This window comes from Stenotrophomonas sp. PS02289, from assembly GCF_029960115.1.
In the GTDB taxonomy this organism is placed as follows: domain Bacteria; phylum Pseudomonadota; class Gammaproteobacteria; order Xanthomonadales; family Xanthomonadaceae; genus Stenotrophomonas.
On the sequence record NZ_JASCOZ010000372.1, the window covers coordinates 1 to 307 of the forward strand.

Annotated in this window: 1 protein-coding gene; it reads left to right on the forward strand. The window is 76.9% G+C overall.

Translation table 11 applies throughout. The features are described 5' to 3' along the window. Positions 1-114 precede the first annotated feature (114 nt). A partial coding sequence (locus QMX83_RS21640; RefSeq protein WP_282298677.1) for a hypothetical protein occupies positions 115-307 on the forward strand: 193 nt, incomplete at its 3' end.

A 307-nucleotide genomic window follows, 5' to 3' on the forward strand; every position in this document is an offset into this window, starting at 1 on the left:
CGGGGGGGGCGGGCCCCCCACCCCCCCCCCCCCCCCGCCCGGCGCCGCCCCCCCCCCCCCCCCCCCGCTACCGGAATCCCGTGCGTTGACGCGGACCGGGGCACAATGACGCCCATGCCTGCCCCCACCCCCTCCAAAAACCCCAGCCTGCGCGAGCGCTTCCAGGCGCTGCGCAACCTGCCGCCGTTCCTGCGCCAGATCTGGCAGGCCAGCCCCTGGCTGGCCACCGCCAGCCTCGGCCTGCGCGTGATCCGCGCCCTGCTGCCGGTGGCCATGCTCTACGTGGGCAAGCTGATCATCGACGCGG